Origin of the sequence: Croceibacter sp., from assembly GCF_002716225.1 — a bacterium.
GTDB classification, from domain to species: domain Bacteria; phylum Bacteroidota; class Bacteroidia; order Flavobacteriales; family Flavobacteriaceae; genus Croceibacter; species Croceibacter atlanticus.
The window spans coordinates 127,643-145,531 of the sequence record NZ_PAZX01000001.1; the positions used below are offsets into that span (position 1 = coordinate 127,643).

9 protein-coding genes are annotated in these 17,889 nt (G+C 34.5%); 5 read left to right on the top strand and 4 right to left on the bottom strand.

Annotation, left to right across the window (positions count from 1 at the left end):
• Positions 1–26: 26 nt before the first annotated feature.
• Together CL818_RS00460 and CL818_RS00465 are read right to left on the bottom strand one after the other, a co-directional pair.
• Positions 27–6,122 carry an Ig-like domain-containing protein gene (locus CL818_RS00460; RefSeq protein ID WP_502692184.1) on the bottom strand — a complete coding sequence of 2,032 codons (6,096 nt, stop codon included), beginning with the start codon at positions 6,120–6,122 and terminating at the stop codon, positions 27–29.
• Positions 6,123–6,604: 482 nt separating this feature from the next.
• Positions 6,605–9,076, bottom strand: a complete 2,472-nt coding sequence (locus CL818_RS00465; protein ID WP_272973265.1) for a M14 family metallopeptidase — start codon at positions 9,074–9,076, stop codon at positions 6,605–6,607.
• 102 nt (positions 9,077–9,178) lie between these two features.
• Between CL818_RS00465 and bshC the strand changes: the two genes are divergently transcribed.
• Positions 9,179–10,792 carry a bacillithiol biosynthesis cysteine-adding enzyme BshC gene (gene bshC / locus CL818_RS00470; protein ID WP_272973266.1) on the top strand — a complete coding sequence of 538 codons (1,614 nt, stop codon included), beginning with the start codon at positions 9,179–9,181 and terminating at the stop codon, positions 10,790–10,792.
• On the opposite strand, the gene CL818_RS00475 is transcribed toward bshC, so the two are convergent.
• Positions 10,781–12,286 carry a glycosyltransferase family protein gene (locus CL818_RS00475; protein ID WP_336380108.1) on the bottom strand — a complete coding sequence of 502 codons (1,506 nt, stop codon included), beginning with the start codon at positions 12,284–12,286 and terminating at the stop codon, positions 10,781–10,783. The two genes, bshC and CL818_RS00475, sit on opposite strands and share 12 nt — an antisense overlap.
• Positions 12,287–12,521: 235 nt before the next feature.
• Here CL818_RS00475 and guaA point away from each other — a divergent pair, with 235 nt between their 5' ends.
• The 4 genes from guaA to CL818_RS00495 are packed head-to-tail and all read left to right on the top strand — an operon-like array spanning position 12,522 to position 16,955.
• Positions 12,522–14,051 carry a glutamine-hydrolyzing GMP synthase gene (gene guaA, locus CL818_RS00480; protein WP_013185970.1) on the top strand — a complete coding sequence of 510 codons (1,530 nt, stop codon included), beginning with the start codon at positions 12,522–12,524 and terminating at the stop codon, positions 14,049–14,051.
• Positions 14,052–14,060: 9 nt separating this feature from the next.
• Entirely contained in the window at positions 14,061–16,016 is a 1,956-nt protein-coding gene (locus tag CL818_RS00485; RefSeq protein ID WP_286971102.1) for a LysM peptidoglycan-binding domain-containing protein, read from the top strand.
• Entirely contained in the window at positions 16,016–16,417 is a 402-nt protein-coding gene (locus CL818_RS00490; protein ID WP_219360441.1) for an OsmC family protein, read from the top strand. The genes CL818_RS00485 and CL818_RS00490 overlap by 1 nt, the downstream gene beginning before the upstream one ends.
• The gene (locus CL818_RS00495) at positions 16,410–16,955 is read left to right on the top strand and encodes a DUF922 domain-containing protein (RefSeq protein ID WP_272973268.1); all 546 of its coding nucleotides are present in this window, start codon (positions 16,410–16,412) and stop codon (positions 16,953–16,955) included. Before CL818_RS00490 ends, CL818_RS00495 begins: the two co-directional genes overlap by 8 nt.
• Here the strand turns inward: CL818_RS00495 and CL818_RS00500 are convergent.
• Complete coding sequence (locus CL818_RS00500; RefSeq protein WP_219360439.1) at positions 16,945–17,889, bottom strand: NAD(P)H-dependent flavin oxidoreductase; 945 nt, start codon at positions 17,887–17,889, stop codon at positions 16,945–16,947. The genes CL818_RS00495 and CL818_RS00500 overlap by 11 nt on opposite strands.

Sequence of the window (17,889 nt, forward strand, 5' to 3'; positions counted from 1 at the left end):
ATTATTAACGATTAAGAGGTGTTTTATTACTTGATTAGGTAAACCCATCCAGACATACGGTTATCTTCCTGGTCATTCATTTTTATAACGTAATAATAGGTTCCTGCTGGGAGTAGTTCACCATTACTAGATACACTACTTACATTTGCTGTGCCGTCCCAATCATTTCTGTAACCTACTTTTTTGTAAACTAAACTTCCGTATCTATTAAATATNTGGATTTCATTATTTGGAAATCTTTCAATACAAGANATTGTAAAGTTTTCATTCATACCATCTCCNTTTGGAGAAAACTGGCTATAAACAAATANACATAATGGATCTACACTGGCTTCTGCAGAGTTGTTTGATGGGTTAGTGTCTTCTGGTGTNGAAGATTCAATAGTTGCAATATTTAAATAATCTCCGTCACCTAAAACTTCTGCTGTAATTGTAAGGCTTGCAGTTTGGTTTGTCATAAGAGTAGGAATAAACCATTCTCCAATTGCAGATGTGTAAGTTCCTACTGTTGCATTAGAAGATATAAGCTCATAACCAGAAGGAAGTACCTCATCAATTGTAATATCAAAGAAATCATTTGGTCCAGAATGAGTAACGTTTATTACAAACGTAACTTCACTACCAATAGTTGGAGAAGTTTCATCTACAGTTTTTGTAATTGCTAAATCTCCACATACAGAAACTATCTCGTTAATTGTAACTGGTCCTCCAGAACTACAAGCATTTGNAGCATCATAAGACACACTTACAGTAGTGTTATCTTGAGTGTCCCAAAGTATTTCGATAGTATTATCNTCTANACCACCGCCGGCAACAACCATTCCTCCAGTAAAGTCCCACATATAATTTGTGTTTCCTGGCTCAGTTGTATAGGTAATTACAGTATTAAGGCAAACGTCNCCTGAAGCACTNGATGTAATTGTAGCAGAATCTGAACTAAANATTGATACATTAACTTCTAANCTTGTAGAGCTTTCACAACCATCTACTGTTTGGCTAGCATAGTAAGTAAAACCATCTGTAAGCGCATCTGTTAAATTATAAGCTGTTCCGCCTGTTGGCATATCATACCAAGTAATGTTAGTTTCGTTTATTTCTATATCTGCTATAGTAGGATTGTTAACCTCACAAAACTCTTGGTTGGCATTAACTGTAGTTGGTGGCGGTGTATTAGTTATATTAGTAGTTACCGCTAATCGTGTTACACTTTCGCAGCCATTTAAAGTTTGCGATGCATAATAAACTTGCCCATCAACTAAGGCATCTGAGTCATTTAATGGNGTNGTGCCTGCAGCCGAGTTGTACCAAGTAATATTTAATTCGTTTACTTGTATGTCTCCAACTGTAGGGTTGTTTGCTGCACAGAATGTTTGAGTATCATTAGCAGTAGTTGGTGGTGGTGTGTTAAATATTGTAACACCAATAGCTAATCTGGTGTTGCTTTCACAACCATTAATGTTTTGAGCACCATAATAAGTTTGACCAGATATAAGAGGCTCACTAGGACTTAAAATAGTTCCTCCTGAAGACATATCATACCAAATAACATCANTTTCATTTACTTGTAAATCTGCAATAGTTGGGTTGTCTTGTATNCAAAACTCTTGCATATTNTTTAAAGTAGTTGGTGGAGCTGTGTTTCGAATAATAACTGTTACTGCTAATCGAGACACACTTTCACAGCCGTTTAAGGTTTGTGAACCATAGTAAACTTGACCATTAATTAATGATGCTGTATTACTAAACGCTGTNCCGTTTGTTGGNGCATCATACCATATAACGTTACTTTCGTTTACTTGTAAATCTGCAACTGTTGGGTTATTTGAAATACAAAATTCTTGTGTACTGTTAGTAGTAGTTGGTGGTGGTGTATTAAATATTGAAACACTTACNGCAAGACGATCTTCACTTTCACAACCATTTAGTGTTTGTGTGGCATAATAAATAGTGTTATCATCAAGAGTATCTGTACTATTAAATGCTGTNCCACCAGTTGGCATATCATACCATATTACAGCTGTACCTATTACTTGTAAGTCTGCAATTGTCGGATTGTCTTGTATACAAAAGTCTTGTGTAGAGTCTACCGTTGTAGGAGCTTGTGTATCATTAATAGTAACAGTAACAGCAAGCCTTGTTACGCTCTCGCAGTCATTTTCTATTATTGANCCATAATATGTTTGACCATTAATTAAACTAGCAGTATTACTAAATGCGTTTCCGCCTGTCGCCATATCATACCAAGTCACATTAGNTTCATTAACCTGTATATCTCCAACCGTTGGACTGTCTTGAGTACAGAAATCTTGTGTACTATCTGTTGTAGTTGGTGGTGGTGTGCTGTAAATAGTTGCNGTAACTTCTAGACGTGTTGCGCTTTCGCAATTATTACTTAGTTGTGATGCAAAATATGTTTGTCCATCAACCAATGCATCTGTAGCATTATAGGCTGTTCCGCCAGTAGCCATATCATACCAAGTAATATTTGGCTCGTTTACTTGTAGGTCTGCAATCGTTGGATTGTCTTGACTGCAAAACTCTTGAATTGCTTCATTAGTTGTAGGTGNTTGAGTTTCAAAGATTGAAACTGAAACTTCTAACCTTGAAGCACTTTCGCAATTATCTGCTACTANTGAAGCGTAATAAGATTGNCCANCTACTAANNCNTCTGTAGGATCGTATGCTGTTCCTCCAGTTGCCATGTCAAACCANGTTACATTAGATTCATTTACCTGTAGATCTGCAATCGTGGCATTATCTTGAATACAGAATTCTTGATCGGTATTATCTGTAGTTGGCGTAGGAGTTTCGATAACTTCAACTTGTACAGCTAACCTAGATGTGCTATCACAATTATTTATAGTTTGTGAAGCATAGTAAGTTACACCATCAACTANAGGCTCATCNACAGGCAATGCTGTACCTCCAGTTTCCATATCATACCAAACGATTCCAGGCTCGTTAACATCTATGTCTGATACCGTTGGGTTATCTTGAATACAGAACTCTTGAGCAATATCATCTGTAGTTGGTGGTGGCGTAGTATTTATTGTAGCCACAACTTCTAACCTTGTCGCACTTTCGCAATTATCTGCTAAGATAGAGGCGAAATAAGATTGCCCATTAACCAACTCGTCTGTTGGATCATAAGCTGTACCACCAGTAGCCATATCGTACCAAGTTACGTCTGCTTCGTTAACCATAAGATCTGCTATAGTAGGAACGTCTTGAGAACAGAATTCTTGTTCAGTGTTATCTGTGGTAGGANTAGGANTTTCAAAAATTGTAACAACTACTGCTAATCTTGATGCACTCTCGCAATTATTTAAAGTTTGAGATGCGTAATACGTTTGTCCATTAGTCAATGCATCTGTTGAATCATACGCTGTTCCTCCAGTTGCCATGTCATACCAAATAACACCAGTTTCATTAACCTGAATATCTGCAATAGTAGGGTTGTCCTGAATACAGAATTCTTGATTAGGTTCTGTAGTTGTTGGTGGTGGCGTGTTAGCTATTGTTACAATAACTTCTAATCGTGTAGTACTGTCACAACCATCAACAGTTAATGCTCCAAAATAAGACTGTCCATCTANTAAAGCATCTGTAGNATTAAATGCCGTGCCTCCNGTTGCCATATCATACCAAGTTACACCAGTCTCATTAACCTGTAAATCTGCTACNGTAGGGTTNTCTTGAATACAAAATTCTTGATTAGGNTCTGTAGTTGTTGGTGTAGCAGTATCGTTTACTGTAACAGTNACATCTGCTCTTAGAGTACTTTCACAACCATCAATTGTTTGAGAAGCATAGTAAACTTCACCATCTATTAATGGGTCTGTTGTGCTGTATGCTGTTCCGCCAACAGGAGCATCATACCAAATNATGTTTTGACCAGAATTTACTTCTAGNTCTGCAACGGTAGGATCATCTAACAAACAGAAGGTTTGCTCNGCATCTGCATCTGGTATAGAAGTATCTATAATAGATACACCATATAAATCTAGGCTTTGAGCTACAGTAACTACTTCTANGCTNGTAAGGCTTACGGTAACTGTATCAAAGGTTAAGTTTGGAGCAAATGTAACATCAACAATTTCACCATCACTTAAAAGACCTAAAAGGTCTACATCTAAACCGCTTGAAAGAGTTGTAGAGAATACTTCTGTGCCATCATCTAATGCGCTAATAACAACATTGTTTACAAGGCCTACAGTTAAAAGAGAAGGATCTGTTTTTAACCTTACTGAGATTTCACTTTGTGGTGAATAATNTTTAGAAAAATATATGTTTTGTTGAATACCTGCACCTACAGATACCACACCTAAGCTTAACTGAGAAAAATTACTGTCATTTTCATCTATAGCAAACTGAGGATTAGTAACACCAGAGTTTTGTAGTTCTAATAAGTCTAAGCCAATNCCACTATCATCAAAATCTGTAANTAAGTTATTTGTAGCACAAGGTGTAGTAGAAGAATAATAGAATGCATGATGAACATTCATTGTATTTGTTTCACCTAATAATAGTGCATTTGTAACGTCCTCTATATAAACCCTATCATAATCTGAATCTGGTGTAATAGCAATGTAGAAAAANCCGAANTCATCTACAACGACTCTAAACCTNTCTGTTGATAAGTCTGAAGAGCTTTCAGAAAGTACAGTTGTAGTATTATTTCTGGCTTCAACATTAAAGAAATGATCACCTANNGCAATAGTTCCTACAATATCTGCAAGCANATCTCCCAAACTACCACCAAGTAAGGAGTTTAATACATCGTCATCAAAATCTATTCTNATATATGAGGTTGTATTAGCNGGNACAACTTCNGGATACTGCAACTCAATGTCACCAGTATAANTTCCAATGCCTACAGCTATACCACCANAAGATTCAAGTACGGCGAAGTTGCCATTGTCTCCTACGGCACTTCCAGAGTTTGTTGCATTATTTTCATTACTAACGGTGTCTGCNAAAACCCTATTGTCAACTTCGCCAGGCAACAATTCACCTGCGATTGATATACCATAAATNTTTATAGATTGAGTAGCACCAACTGGTTGTAATGAAGACANGCTTATTGATACAGCATCAAAATTAATATTTGGAGCAAATGGTACTGTTACAATTTCACCATTTTCAAAAAGTCCAAGTAAATCTATATTTAATACATCTCCTAATGTCGTGGAGAACACTTCTGCGCCATCATTTAATGCTGTTATTACAACATTGTTTTGAATGCCAACAGCTACCAGTGCAGGTTCAGATTTAAGTGTTATTGAAAACTCATCTGTATTTGAATATTCTCTTGCAAAATATATGTTTTGTTGTATNCCAGCNCCNAAAGACACTGTACCTAAGCTNATTTCAGAAAAACTGCTATTATTATTATCTATAGCAAATTGAGGGTTTACCACACCAGAATCTGCTANATCGGCAACATCTAATCCTAANCCNCTTTCNTCGAAATCTGAATANAGTGGTGTTACGTTATTGCCAAGTTCATTATAGAANAATGCGTGGTGNACATTCATNCTATTTTCTTGTCCTAATAATAAGGTACTTGTTGCATCTTCAATATAAACTCTNTTGTAATCTGCATCTGGAGTAATNGCAATGTAAAAATATCCATTNCGGTCTACAACGACTCTAAATCTATCTGTCGCACCTGTAGCNGANCTTNCACTAAGTACTGTGGTNGCATTGTCTCGTGCTTCAACATTAAAGAAATGATCACCTAAAGCAATAGTCCCTACAGTGTCTGCAAGTAAATCTCCCAACGCTCCACCTAATAATACATTTAGGAGGTCATTATCAAAATCTATTCTTACAAAGGTTGTTGTATTAGCGGGAATGGTGCTTGAAAATTCTAATTCAATTTCACCTGTATATGCACCGCCACCAGCTAGTAGGCCGCCACTTGAGTTTAATGTTGCAAAAGAGCCGTTTTCGGCTATGGCGTTATTAGAGTTTAATACATTNTTNTGTGAAACAACANCGTCTGCATAAACTTGTGTTTGTGCATTTAAGTTTTGAAACATATTTAGAAACATAAATATGAATGCGAAANTTAGTAGTGCNGAAAATTTTTTACATGAATAGAGTAGAGGTGTTTTCATAGCAAAAGAGGGATTTATTTGTGTTTAAACAATACTAAATATAAGTACCAGTTATANCGTAAAGTTAATTGGATAATAAATCACAATATGTTAAGCTATTCTTTATTTAAGTGAACATTTGTCTTAAATAAAACAAAATTTTAATAAATTTCGTAACTCAATAAGCTCATATGTCCCAAATAAAGATTAAGTGACGAACGGTGTGATGAATATGTTAATGAAGTCTTAAAATGCAATTTAGATGTTTTCTTCATTTAATTTCATTGCGTTTGACTAAAAATTATTAGTAAGAAAAAGATTACAAACGCCAAATTAATTTTAATTTTAAATTTAGAGTAAACAATGATAGAGCCTTGATAAATATTTATTTATAAAAAAAAGACCTTATAAAAATAAGGTCTTAGTTGTCTCTTTATGATTTTATGTTAATGTTAATTTTTCAGAACAATTAATTTTAACATTTGTTTAATGTTTATAGTGTTCTAAATTCTAACTTTAGAATTGTTCACATAGAAAATTGCATTTACGAGAAGAAGTTTACCGTTTTCCCAAAAGCTTCTAAACATAGGATTGTCTACCATATAAATTATACTTCCCTTACCTAATCTTTCTTCTCCAAAGACCATAGTGTTATCTTGGTTTTTTAAAGCATTTTTTCCTGCAAATCCTGAAATGTTTTGAGCAATACCATTTATGTACCCTACATTATAACCACTATCAAGAAATTGGTAAGCATCTGCGCTTAGCTTTAAACTATTGTATGTGTTTTTGTATCCAAAAGCTAGTGGATGACTAGTGTCTAAAGTTGTTTTAAAAATACTGCCAATAATAAAATCATTAGTGCTTTGGCGTTCTCTCATATTATAAGGTAATAGCTCATTATTAGTGTCTTCTTGTTCTTGAGTTTTTTGTTTCAAGCTAAAACTGTCATTGTCACTAAATATTTGTAAAGCGTTTGCAAGTGCAATTATTTTTCCGCCATTTTTCACAAATTCCTTTAATGTACCTAATTTAGATTCATCGAAATAACTTCCGTAATATCCATCTGGGATTATAAGTACATCATAATCTCCTAAATGTATTCCAGAAAAGTTATTTGTGTTAATGCTGGTTATGGGATAGTGTAATTGAGTTTCAAAAAAGTGCCAAAGTTCACCATAACTTAGTGACGAGGTATAATCTCCAGTTAGTACTGCAATCTTCTGTTTGTTTATTCTTTTAATATCTGGAGAGCCAAAATCTGGACCATTATTAGCAAAACTGCTAGTTACAGTATTAAGCTGTCTTTGCTGTGTGTTTGCAATTGTTGTAACTAAAGTGTCAAAATTTTCTAAGGATGTATTATCGCTTCGTGTTATAATTAAACTGCCCTTCTCAAAATCTGTATTAGCATTAGTAAAAGCTTTTTCTGAAAATCTCACATTTATTCCTGCCTTAAGTAATTCAGATAAAAAACGGGCATCTTTCATGCTGTCCCATTTAGAAATATATCCTGCAGATGAAGTCATAGGATTATTACTTATATCAGAACGTTGTCGAGATGTATTTCCTGAAACAGATTTTGTGGTAGCAACAGCATCTAAACCATAAGCGTAAGGTATACTCCAAGCTGTAATATCATAAGTAAGAGAGTCTGCTATTTTAGTTTGTGGCTCAAATAGCGTTGTAACCATTTTACCTTTTGGTTGATTGGCGCTTATAATTAATGAACCAGTTGTCATCTTCATACTTCCATTTTTCTGAGTATTGTAGTTATAACCAGAAACATTTCCAGAATTACCATAATTGTACGCTATCTCATGTTTGTCTAACAAGTTAGTAACAGCATCAATTTTATCCTGAGAACCATTTAAAACATAAGATGCATTGTTAGTTGCATTGTTAAAGAATGCATTAAACTCGGCATTTAATTCAGCGGCGTTATTAGAAGCTACTTCAATTGTAGATAAACCAGTTGTGGTATGGTGTGCAACTCTATCTTTTAGTGTTAAAACATTGCCTTCATCTGTATTAATACCAAGACCAGCACGACCGTGACCAGCTTGCTCATATGTCATTCCTATAGCTCCCATAAATGTTGGGTAGGTGTCACCATAACTTGGGTATAATAAATCAAAACGTTCTTTTGTAAAAAATAACCACCCATTTTCATCAAAATATTTTACGTGATTTTTACCTATTTTGGTCTGAAAATCTCTTTGAAAATCTGTGATCTCTTCATGAAAAGGCTCTGCAGCTGGTGCAAAATAATATGGGTCGTTAATGCCTTGCTCATGAAAATCAACATGTACGTGAGGTAGCCATTGGTTATAAACTTTTAAACGTTCTTGTGTTTCAATTTGAGTAGCCCAAGCCCAATCTCTATTCAAATCGAATAAATAATGGTTAGGTCTTCCGCCAGGCCAAGGTTCATGGTGTTCTGTAGCATCTTGCGCAATGTTGTAAGGTGTTGCTTTTACCTGGTTGTACCAATTGGCATAACGGTCTCTACCATCAGGATTTACACAAGGATCTATAATAACAATTGTATTTTCAAGCCAATCTTGTTTTTCAGTAATAAGTTTGTAGAGTGTGGCCATAGCAGCTTCTGTAGACGATGCTTCATTACCATGTACATTATAACTTAACCAAACAATAGCTTTGTCTGTAGTGCTGTCTCCAGAAAGTATACCTGTGTTTTTTAAATGGTTTGTCCTAATAGCTTCAATATTGCTAAGGTTGTTTTCTGATGTCACAATTGCATAGGTTAAAGGTCTGCGCTCATTGGTTTTTCCATAGGTAGAGAAGGAAACCATCGGTGAAAACTGAGCGACATGTTCAAAATAGTCAACCACGTCTGCGTGCCGTGTAAACTGTTGTCCAATTTCATAGCCTAAAAAAGCTTCGGGCGATTTTAATTGCGCCGAAATAGTGATTGAACATAAAAAAGCGAAAAGAAGTGTAAGTTGTTTCATTATATAAGAACAAATATTAAAAGTTTAAAGATACACAGCTTAGCATTATCTAGGCTGTTTCCTTCTAAAAATCGCTAACTTTACACAGAATAAATTCCTTATATGCCTATTGATTGTATACCATTTGAAGATACTGGCTATTTTTCAAATCTCGTTTGTGACTACTTGAAACAAGAGGAAAAACTAGCTTCGTTTTATAGAAGTTTTCCTAGTGATGCTGCATTCTTAACTCATGCAAAAGAACGTAACAAACAATTTCCCAAGACACATAGGCGTATTTTGGTAGAAGTACTTAAGGAACAATACCAAAATATTGAAACATCTTCTGCAACACAACAAGCCATACAATTGTTGGCCGAAGATACTACTGTAACCATAACAACTGGTCATCAACTCAACTTGTTTTCTGGGCCTTTGTATTTTTTATATAAGATTATATCTACTATAAACCTTTCTGAAAAGCTTTCAGAAAATTATAAGGATATAAATGTTGTTCCTGTATTTTGGATGGCAACAGAAGATCATGATTTTGAAGAAATTAATCACTTTACATTACATGGTAAAAAGTTTAAGTGGAGTCCAGAACGTTATTCAGATAATGCAGATGGAGCTGTCGGAAGATTTACTACTGAAGGCTTAGAAGATGTTTTAAAACTTCTTAAAGCAGAATTAGGTGTAGGTCATCAAGCAGAATATCTTGTAAAATTATTTGAAGACGCCTACTTAAACCACAATACACTAGCTGAAGCTACGAGGTACTTAACTAACGAGCTGTTTGCTAAGTACGGGTTGGTAATTTTAGATGCAGATCATCCTAAGTTAAAGCAATTGTTTGTGCCTACAGTTTTAGATGAGTTACAGCATCAAACATCTTATAAAGCTGTAGCTAACACATCTAATCAATTAGAAAGTGCAAACTATCCAGTTCAGGTCTCTGCTAGAGAAATAAATTTATTTTATTTAACCGAAACTTCTAGAGAGCGTATCGTAAATGTAGATGGTACGTTTGGTGTTGTTGATAGTGATAAGATTTGGAATACAGAACAAGAGCTTTTTGAAGAAGTATCGGAGCATCCAGAAAGATTTAGCCCAAATGTTATAATGCGACCGCTATATCAAGAAACTATTTTGCCAAACATTTGTTATATAGGTGGTGGCGGAGAGTTAGCTTATTGGTTTGAGCTTAAAACCTATTTTGATAAAGTTGAAGTTCCTTTTCCTATTTTGCTATTAAGAAATTCTGTGTTGCTACGAACAGATAAACAATACGAGAAACAGCAAAAGCTTAGAGTGAGTAATGAAGATCTGTTCTTAAAACAGCACGAACTTATAAATAGAAAAGTTAGGCAGATTTCTAATATAAATATAGATTTCTCTACGCAGAAAGCACACCTTAAAGACCAGTTTGAAGCTATGTATGCTTTAGCTGAAAAAACTGATGCTACATTTTTAGGAGCTGTAAAAGCACAAGAAGTAAAACAATTAAAAGGCTTAGATCATTTAGAGCAGCGACTGTTAAAAGCTCAGCGTTTAAAGTTAAAAGATGAGGTGAGTAGGTTGGTAGCACTTCAAAATGAGCTCTTCCCTTTAAAAAGCCTTCAAGAACGCACAATAAATTTCTCAGAGTTTTACTTAGAGTATGGAGACCAATTAATTAATGAATTAAAAGAAAATTTAGATCCTCTTAGTCATGAGTTTTCAATCTTAACGCTTTAAGTTTACCTTATATAAATACGTTTGCTCTGGTGTTTCGTAGGCAGTATAAAATTCATTTAAGGTTACAAGCCAATCTGGCCAACTTTGGGTGAGCTTTGTAAACTCTAACGTTGTGTTTTCTGAAAGACAGGTAGTGTCTAATTTATCTTTAAAGGCAAATGTCACTAAATTAATATTGTTAGGATTAATGTCTTTTAAAGTAATGTCACAAGGAGTTATTATTGTCTTGGTAGTCAAATTTTCAACTTTATAAAAATTTAGAGGTACCCCAAAAGGAGCGTAAGGTGCAGCAAATTGTGTTTGGTACAGCGTTATAGCATCATCTTTAAAATTATCATAAATATACTTTCCTGTGTGAATAGATCTTGCTCCTGCAGTTTTGCTAACCAACGCAACTAAGCCAATACTGTTGGCTAAAGTTATACATATTATGGAAATAATAGCTAGTGTAGGTATTGCAAATTTATTTGGAAATATATCTCTAGTCGATTTAAAGACATATTGTATAAATAAGAATACAACAGGAGTCACTATAAATGCTAATGGAAACAAAAATCTAACTTCTTTATGTGGTATAAGACAATGCACCACAAACATTGGAAGAAAAATAAATAGAAAAATAGATTTTCTTCGTTCTAGAAGCAAGTATAAAAAAGATAAGCCTATTAAAATACCAATAGGTAAGAAGGTGTATTTAATAATTGCATACGGATACCAAAGAAATGGCTTGGTGCCAAATGTAGAAGCACCATCTTCAATAATATTAAAGTTGAAATAATTCCAGGCGGTTATAATCCATTTATCATAAAACCAAGTGTCTATCAAGATTCCAATTAGAGCTATTATTAAAATAGCAGAAGACATTTGTAAAAACCCTTTTAAGTTTAAACGCTTATTGTAAAGTAGCCAAGCTATTAACCCAATACTTATAAATGCAGATTGGTACCTAAATAGAAAGGCGGTTCCTAAAAGCAAACCGATAGCAAATATTTGTCGAGGATTAGGTAATTTAGAGTTGATTAGCGTTGTAGTTGCAAAAATTATGAAGATGGCAGACCAAGCTTCAGAAGAAAACCGTGTAAATACCAGCGGCATAAACCAGATAAAATATGAGCTTATGATATAAACGTTCCGTAAACGCTCTTCAATTAAAAATAAGGTGGCATTAATAAAAAGCCTAATTGCCAAGAGTCCAATTATTGCAGTAAGTAATCGTAGTAAAAACGCTTTAATATATGGGTTGCTTGTAAATACTTCCTGAAATTCTAAAATGAGATATGCAATTGTAGGCTGTAAGGTAGGTCTTATGCCTTCGCGATATTCAAAAGAGAGATCGTTTGGGGTGTTGGCGCCTGTTTTTATTCCAGCAAATTCAATAATTTGAAAATGTTCATCTGCATGATAATAGCCGCTTGCAAACCAGGCAACTGCTGCATAGAATATAAGGGCAAAAACAATACAAATCTTATGAAATGAAGTAGGTTTCAGGGTAATTTAGATCTTAATTAAATTAATTTAGGGGAATTCAAATGTAAGAATTTATATTACAAATAAATCTAGTTATGTAAGCGCTAATCTGCATTTCCTAAACTTAAAGTTTCACAGTGTAGATTTTAAAAATTATCACTTCAAAAATTGTTTATTAAAATTTGAAAAAGAATCAATAGTAACTCAAAAAATCTGTTTAGAAAATCTTTTCTGAAAAATTTAATTTGGGTTACTTTTGCCTATGCAAAACAACGTACTTATCCTCGATTTTGGATCGCAATACACGCAGTTAATTGCTCGTCGTGTAAGAGAATTAAACATTTATTGCGAAATTCATCCATTCCATAAAGTTCCAGAAGATTTATCAACCTTTAAAGCTGTCATTTTATCAGGTAGCCCTTTTTCTGTAAGAGGTGAAGATGCTCCGCAACCAGACCTATCTAATATAAAAGGGAAACTTCCATTATTAGGTGTTTGTTATGGTGCGCAGTACTTAGCTCACTTTTTTGGAGGCAAGGTAGAAGCGTCTAATGTTAGAGAATACGGTCGTGCTAATCTGTCTGTAATTAAAGATAAAGAAGCTCTTTTTGCAAGTATTACAGAAAATTCTCAAGTATGGATGAGTCATAGTGATACTATTAAAGAATTACCAGATAACGCTGTGAGGCTAGCAAGTACAGCAGATGTGCTAAATGCTGCTTACAGAATAGATGGAGAAGAAACATACTGTATACAGTTTCACCCAGAAGTTTACCACTCTACAGATGGTAAGCAGCTTTTAGAAAACTTCTTAGTTCATATAGCTGGCGTTGAGCAATCTTGGACTCCAGGCGCTTTTGTAGATTTAACAGTTAATGAGTTAAAAGAAAAAATAGGGGAAGATAAAGTAGTTCTTGGTTTAAGCGGTGGCGTAGACTCAACGGTAGCAGCAGTGTTATTACATAAAGCTATTGGGAAAAACCTGTATTGTATTTTTGTAAACAATGGGTTGCTACGCAAAAACGAATTTGTTGATGTATTAGATCAATATAAAGATATGGGTCTAAATGTTAAAGGTGTTGATGCTTCGGCACGTTTCTTGAAAGCCTTAGAAGGAAAAAGCGATCCAGAAGAAAAACGTAAAGAAATAGGTCGCGTGTTCATTGAAGTATTTGATGATGAAGCTCACGATATTGAAGATGTGAAGTTTTTAGCTCAAGGTACCATTTATCCAGATGTTATAGAAAGTATTTCTGTAAACGGACCTTCTGCAACAATAAAATCTCACCATAATGTTGGAGGTTTGCCAGATTTCATGAAACTTAAAATTGTGGAACCATTACGTATGCTTTTTAAAGATGAAGTAAGACGTGTTGGTAAAGAAATGGGTATTTCTCCTAAATTATTAGGAAGACATCCTTTTCCTGGACCTGGTTTAGCAATTAGAATCTTGGGAGACATTACTGCAGAAAAAGTACGTATCTTACAAGAAGTAGATGCCATCTTTATAAACGGACTTAGAGAATGGGAGCTATACGATAAAGTATGGCAAGCAGGTGCAATATTATTACCTGTACAATCTGTAGGTGTTATGGGAGATGAGCGTACTTATGAGCAAGTTGTTGCTCTAAGAGCTGTAGAGTCTACAGATGGTATGACTGCAGATTGGTGCAATTTACCTTATGAGTTTCTGCAAAAGACATCAAATACGATAATAAATCGTGTAAAAGGCGTTAATAGAGTAGTGTATGACATTAGTTCTAAGCCGCCAGCCACAATTGAGTGGGAATAAAATTATAATATGAAAACAATCCTAGCCAGTCTAATCTTCTTTTTAGCATTCAATTTACAAGCGAATGCACAAGAATTTTTGACATATACAGTTAAACAAGACGATACTGCCACTAGTTTGGCTAAGCGTTTTAATACTACAATTCAAGAAATATATAGGTTTAATCCAGATGCTAAAAATGGATTGAGAAAAGGTGCTGTTTTAGTAATCCCTAAAAGTACTTCTGCTCAAAACAATACAGCAAACTCTAAAGACCGCACGCCAAAAACCTTTAAAACACATAAAGTAAAGCGTAAGGAAACCTTATACAGTTTATCTAAAGAGTATAATGTTACTGTAGATGAGATTAAGAGATACAATAAATGGTTGTATGCCGAGCAATTAAAACGAAAGGACAAAATAAGAATACCTGTGTATCCAAATGTTGTTATTTCAGATACTCAAACTGTTGAAGATCCTAGGTTTATAATTAAAGAAGAACCTGTTGTTAAAATTGTAAGAACACCTTCTGGGAAAACAACACATACCGTTCAAGCTAAAGAAGGGAAATACGGGATCTCTAGAAAATATGGGATGACCATAGCCGAGTTAGAAGCTATGAATCCTGATATGGAAGAACCTATACAACCAGGACAAGTATTAAATGTAAAAGGCGAAGCTTCTACCGAAAGCACTGTAATTACAGATGAACGATTTACATTTTATGAAGTTAAACCGAAAGAAAACTTCTTTAGGTTAGAGCAGCGTTTCAATATTTCTGAAGACTCATTAATTGCACTAAATCCTAAATTAGAAGAAGGACTAAAAGTAGGAATGATTATAAAAATTCCTAAGAAGAATACTAGTATTGCATTTGGCAATGATGAGATTGTTAACCTAGAAGCGTCTATTAGAAACTACGATGCTAAAACTGTAGCATTATTATTACCATTTAATAGTCATAAGATTACAAACGATTCGCTTTCAAATACAGAAGAGCGCATTAAGAGAGATCGTGTTATGCGTATTTCATTAGATTTTTATAGTGGTGCCTTAGTTGCATTGGAAGAAGGAAAACAAAAAGGGTTGAGTACGACCCTAAGAGTTTTTGATACAGAACAAAGCACATCTAAAGTAAGAGCTATTATAAATGATAATAACTTTAACGATGTAGATGTAGTTGTAGGACCGCTTTTAAATAGTACGGTTGAGGAAGCTTCTGCATTACTTAACAGAAAAGACATTCCGGTAATTTCACCATTGTCCAGCAGAAAAGCTAACGGAAGAGAAAACCTTATACAATCTCGCCCTACAGATGATATGTTACACGAGGTTATGCTTAGTTACCTTGAAGCTATGCATACAGACCAAAACATAGTTATTTTGGCAGATGATAATGCATCATCTATTAAATCTCTTATAACATCTAAATTTCCAACTGCTTCAACTTTAAAAAAGCAAGAAGACAATTTTGTGTATCAAAATGATGTAAGCAAGCAATTGGTAAGTGGGAAAGACAATTGGTTTATTGTAGCTACAGAAGATGTTGCATTATTAAGTAATCTTTTATCGTATTTAAACGCTTACCGTTCTAAACATAACATACAACTATTTGCTTTGGAGAAAACATCTGCGTTTGATAGTGAAGATGTTTCAAACGATCATTTAAGTAATCTCAAATTTACTTTTCCTTCAGTAGATAAAGAATTTGATTATGAGAATAAAGCCAAATTCATAATAGATTATAATGCTAAATACGGTATTGCTCCTAACAAGTATGCAGTGCGTGGTTATGATATTATGTATGATACGTTGTTGAGGTTGGCAAATTCAGACACTTACATGGAATCGTTAGAAAATAATATAGCTACAGAGTATATAGAAAACAAATTTAGTTATGTTGAAAACGGTATAAGTGGCTATATGAATAACGGGATCTATATTATGCAATATGGAGAAAACCTTACCCTAAAACCTGTAGAATAATGACTAGTAAGATAACCTATAATGGTAATTTAAGAACTACTTGTGAGCATATTAAAAGCGGTAACACGTTTATAACAGATGCGCCTACAGATAATAATGGTAAAGGTGAAGCGTTTTCTCCAACCGACACTGTAGTTACAGCACTTGCGAGTTGTATGCTTACCGTTATGGGAATTAAAGCAGATCAACTTAATGTAGATATGATTAATGCTACTGCAGAAGTTGTGAAAACTATGGCTAGTAATCCTAGAAGGATTTCTAAGATAGATATGGTTATTAAACTGCCTAAATCTTACGACGAAAAAACTAAAAGCATTTTAGAGCATACAGCAAATACGTGCCCAGTGCACTTTAGTTTGCATCCAGATATTGAAAAAAACATATCATTTGTATATGGGTAATTTTAAAACTTTAGCGGTCTTTTTACTTTTGGGTATGGTATCACTTGGGTATACCCAACAAAAAATATCCTATGATGATCATCCGGTATTAACTTGGAGTGATTTTAAAGGCGCTCCAGTTTACGACTCAGAATTTCATGCTAATACAAATTCTGGCTTTTCATATACGTGGTCTTATAAAACTACTAATGGCGAAGTAGATTTACAATACGAAGTATATAGTACATTTTATCCTAATGGATCTTGGGTACATCCAGATCATAAGACAGATAAGCTTTTAAAGCACGAGCAAGCACATTTTGATATAAGCGAAATTCACGCCCGTAAGCTAAGAAAAGCTATGCAGGCTTATAAACCAGGTAGAAATATTAGAAAAGATTTACAAAAGCTTTATAATAATATAGAGCTTGAGCGTGTTAAGATGCAAGGTGAATTTGATTTAGAAAGCGCCCATAGCATGAATTCAGAAGCTGAAATAAAATGGCAGGCACATATTGCAAAAGAGCTGGATAAATTAAAAGAGTACGCTAAAAAGTAGGTAACTTTTCTTTAGCTTCTTTAAATTCTGAAACCATGTCTTCAACAATTTTCCCTGCAGGTTTTATATCGTGAATTAGCCCTGAAATTTGTCCAATTTCTAGTTCGCCATCATCTAGATCACCTTCAAACATTCCTTTTTTAGCTCTAGCTCTGCCTAATAATTCAATTAAATCTTCTTTAGAAGGGTTTTTGCTATAAAGCTCTATAACTTGGTTGAAGAATTTATTTTTCAGCATTCTTACAGGTGCAAGTTCCTTAAGCGTTAATTGTGTGTCGCCTTCTTTTGCTTTTACAACTAAATCTTTAAAGTTTTGATGGGAAGATGCTTCGGGTGTAGCTACAAATCTACTTCCAACTTGTACGCCATCTGCTCCTAATATCATAACTGAGAGCATACTTTTTCCATTTGCAATACCACCAGCAGCAATTAATGGGATGTCTAATTGTTCTTTTACCATTGGTATTAATGCTAAAGTAGTTGTCTCTTCTCTACCATTATGTCCGCCTGCTTCAAAACCTTCTGCTACTACGGCGTTTACGCCAGCTTCTTGAGCTTTTAAAGCAAACTTTACGCTACTAACCACGTGAACAACAGTTATACCGTGAGACTGCAAATGAGAAGTCCATGTTTTTGGATTTCCAGCAGATGAAAAAACAATCTTTACACCTTCATCTATAATAATTTGAACAATTTCCTCCATATTAGGATAAAGTAGAGGAATGTTAACTCCAAAAGGCTTGTCTGTTGCTTTCTTACATTTTTGAATGTGCTCTCTTAGTACTTCTGGATACATAGAGCCTGAGCCAATAAGGCCAAGTCCACCCGCATTACTAACAGCACTTGCTAGTTTCCAGCCGCTAGCCCATATCATGCCACCTTGAATAATAGGGTATTTAATATTGAAAAGCTCTGTGATTCTGTTAGTTGTCAT

Bases quoted from the DNA above. Each gene is read 5' to 3' on its own strand.
- CL818_RS00485 (WP_286971102.1), top strand. From the start codon at position 14,061: ATGAAAACAATCCTAGCCAGTCTAATCTTCTTTTTAGCATTCAATTTA.
- bshC (WP_272973266.1), top strand. From the start codon at position 9,179: ATGCCTATTGATTGTATACCATTTGAAGATACTGGCTATTTTTCAAAT.
- guaA (WP_013185970.1), top strand. From the start codon at position 12,522: ATGCAAAACAACGTACTTATCCTCGATTTTGGATCGCAATACACGCAG.
- CL818_RS00500 (WP_219360439.1), bottom strand. From the start codon at position 17,889: ATGACAACTAACAGAATCACAGAGCTTTTCAATATTAAATACCCTATT.
- CL818_RS00465 (WP_272973265.1), bottom strand. From the start codon at position 9,076: ATGAAACAACTTACACTTCTTTTCGCTTTTTTATGTTCAATCACTATT.
- CL818_RS00490 (WP_219360441.1), top strand. From the start codon at position 16,016: ATGACTAGTAAGATAACCTATAATGGTAATTTAAGAACTACTTGTGAG.
- CL818_RS00495 (WP_272973268.1), top strand. From the start codon at position 16,410: ATGGGTAATTTTAAAACTTTAGCGGTCTTTTTACTTTTGGGTATGGTA.